This is a genomic window from Kocuria arenosa (assembly GCF_042879215.1).
Classification (GTDB): domain Bacteria; phylum Actinomycetota; class Actinomycetes; order Actinomycetales; family Micrococcaceae; genus Kocuria; species Kocuria arenosa.
This window is the reverse complement of the sequence record NZ_JBHZTA010000034.1, coordinates 1-2,485: the sequence shown is the minus strand read 5'-3', so window position 1 is coordinate 2,485 and position 2,485 is coordinate 1. Positions and strand designations below refer to the sequence as shown.

Sequence of the window (2,485 nt, the reverse complement as noted above, 5' to 3'; positions counted from 1 at the left end):
TAGACCGGGACGTCCCGGTGCACCGCCGCCAGCAACTCCTGCGTGAAGACGGGCACGTGCCCCACCAGCAGGGGAGTGAGTGACGGCGGCAACGCCGTCCACGGCAGATCACGATCCACATCAACCACCGCGCACCCCACTCCATGATTCTGCCCGGGTCTGCCTTGCCGAACCATGACGACCAGTTCCCAACGACTCAGCTCGGATATTGCTGGCTTGCGCCCTGGTCCCATCGCCCTTGCTGTCCTGTCCGGGGGCGACCCGGCCAGTCGGAAACGGGGTGCTGGAGTATCAGGCGGTCGGTCCTGCTTCCATTGCAGCGCGGGCACCGCTACACGGGCCAGAGCCTGCGACCAACACGGGAAAACCTTATCTCCACCCTGCCCCCTTATGCGCCGCCGGAAAGGCCCACTGGCCGGTCGCTCAGCCGATCACGGACAGGGACGAGAAGGGCGGATTCGTCCCGCACCGTGGTGATCGGTGGGCGTGCCAGGATGTGACCATGCCCTCGACATCGCACGGCGCCCAGCGTCCGCTGACTTCGGGGCGCAGCAATGAGTTGCTGCCGACGCCCGGTGACGCCGCCGGAGGCGTTACGGTGTCGGTGCGGGTCGCCGCGGCGTGGTCGTGGCGGCTGATCATGATCCTGGCGGCGGTGGGGCTGGCCGGCTATCTGCTATCGAGGATCACGGTGGTCATCATCCCGGTGCTCATCGCCGGGTTGCTGGCCGGGTTGCTCTTCCCGCTGGTGAAGTGGCTGCGGGCTCAGCACGTGCCGGCCGGGGCGGCGGCGGGACTGGTGGTGCTGGGGCTGGTCGGTGTGGTGGTGGGTCTGCTCGTGATCGCCGGCCGGCAGATCGTGCTGGGCTTCGCGCAACTGTCCGACAGCGTGGTGGAGGGCACCCAGCAGCTGCTCGACTGGCTCGAGGACGGACCGTTGCACCTGAGCGCGAGCACCGTCGACGACTGGATCAACGACTTCGGCACCACCGTGCAGGACAACAGCCAGGCCATCCTCAACGGGGCGATGTCCTTCGGCGCCACGGCCGGTAGCGTGCTGACCGGCATCGTGGTCATGGTGTTCACCCTGCTGTTCTTCCTGATGGACGGGGAACGGATCTGGTTGTTCCTGGTCCGGCTGTTCCCGGTCAACGTGCGGCGGGCGGTCAACGGTGCGGGCCGGCACGGGTGGACCTCGCTGGTGCAATACGCCCGGGTCCAAGGGTTCGTGGCGTTCATCGACGCGGTGGGCATCGGGGGTGGTGCGGCCCTGCTCGGGGTGCCCCTGGCCCTGCCGATCGGCATCCTCGTGCTCCTGGGATCCTTCATCCCGATCGTGGGGGCGGTGGCCACCGGGACGGTGGCGGTGCTGGTGGCGCTGGTGGCCAACGGGCCCACCACCGCGCTGGGGATGCTGGCAGTGGTACTGCTGATCCAGCAGCTCGAATCCAACATCCTGCAACCGCTGATCATGGGCAAAGCCGTCTCCCTGCACCCGCTGGCGGTGTTCCTGGCCGTGGCCACCGGGTCCATCCTCTACGGCATCCCCGGAGCCCTGTTCGCGGTCCCGGTGATGGCCTTGGCCAACACAGTGGTGCGCTACCTAGTGACCCGGCAGTGGACCGTCGACGACGAGATCGCCTGGGAGCCCTACTACTACCCGTGGGAGATCAAAAAGCACACCCACCACGACCGGTTCACCCGTGAGCAGGTCATGGCCCAACTGGAGCGCTTCCGCCGGACCCGGGCCAAGGAACGAGAACACGCCCGGGCCAAGCGACAGCAGAAGTGACCCCAGGGCGGGCAGCAGGGCGGCGACCTCAGGCCATCCCGCACCGGTGAACGCTCTGAGGCTGGGGTGGCGAGGAGATCAGCGGCCGGGACTGGCCCGATCCCGGTCAGCCGGGGGACAGCCCAAGGGCCCGCCCGTGAACGAGCGGGCCCCCGCGGTACAGGTGTGCCGATTCCCGGATCTGGGGAGCCGAAGCCTCAGTGGCCGCGATCGGTGTGATCCTTCTTGTTCCGCTTCAGACCGGCCAGGCCCAGCAGACCGACCAGACCCCACAGGCCCATCTCGCCGTTGTCGTCTTCGCTCTGCTGGGCCGTGGTGGTGGCGGGAACCGCCACTTCCGCGGCAGTGGCAGGGGTTGCCACGCCGGTCGGTGCTGCCAGGGAAAGGGCGGCGGGGGCTGCGGTCTTGCGCATCTTCGCTCTCCTTCGGTGCGGGGAAGGACCGTCGGCCGAGGGCCTGGTCTGCAGCCTGTTTCCCCTGCAGTTTTCCGGCGACTCCTGCTGGTCGGAGGCCTCGACCGGCCCGGCGGAGGACGGCGCGGGCAACTTCACCATCATGGCGTGCCCATGGCCATCCGGGACAGGCGGACTGTAGCGTCAGTACCCCGGCGAAGTGCTGGAGGTTCGCCGGCCCTGATCGTCGAGACGGATCGAAGGAGATGCCATGAGCACCAAGGTCGAGAAGACTGTCGTG

General features: G+C 68.1%; 2 protein-coding genes. One reads left to right on the top strand and one right to left on the bottom strand.

Features of this window, described 5'->3' with window-relative positions; all coding sequences use genetic code 11:
• Window positions 1–502 precede the first annotated feature (502 nt).
• Window positions 503–1,792 (top strand): AI-2E family transporter, encoded by a 1,290-nt coding sequence (locus ACFYE3_RS19000; RefSeq protein WP_387612028.1) that lies wholly within the window; start codon window positions 503–505, stop codon window positions 1,790–1,792.
• Window positions 1,793–1,989: 197 nt separating this feature from the next.
• Here ACFYE3_RS19000 and ACFYE3_RS18995 read toward each other — a convergent pair whose 3' ends face one another.
• On the bottom strand, window positions 1,990–2,205 hold the full coding sequence (locus tag ACFYE3_RS18995) for a WGxxGxxG family protein (protein ID WP_387612025.1): 216 nt from the start codon (window positions 2,203–2,205) through the stop codon (window positions 1,990–1,992).
• Window positions 2,206–2,485 lie beyond the last annotated feature (280 nt).